The 239-nt window shown below is 38.9% G+C and carries 1 protein-coding gene; it reads left to right on the top strand.

What is annotated here, in order from left to right:
- Positions 1 to 239, top strand: a 239-nt coding sequence (locus TD18_RS17265) for a hypothetical protein (RefSeq protein ID WP_040254839.1), incomplete at both ends; no start/stop codon positions are given.

Genomic DNA, 239 nt, shown 5'->3' with positions numbered 1-239 from the left:
ATATTGGAAACAACACAGTGACGTTAACGGTTACAGATAATAACGGAAATTCTTCAACTTGTACAGCAACTGTAGATGTTCAGGATAATACAAATCCGACAGCGATTTGTCAGAATACAACCGTTGTACTAGACGCTTCAGGACATGGAAGTATCACCACAGCAGATATCGATAATGGTTCAAATGATGCCTGTGGAATTCAATCGTTAACATTAGATCAGACGAGCTTCGATTGTAAC

The sequence above is a fragment of the Psychroserpens mesophilus genome (assembly GCF_000826645.1).
Taxonomy (GTDB): Bacteria; Bacteroidota; Bacteroidia; order Flavobacteriales; family Flavobacteriaceae; genus Psychroserpens; species Psychroserpens mesophilus.
The sequence above is the reverse complement of the archived record's forward strand: the minus strand, read 5'-3'. Positions and strand labels throughout refer to the sequence as shown.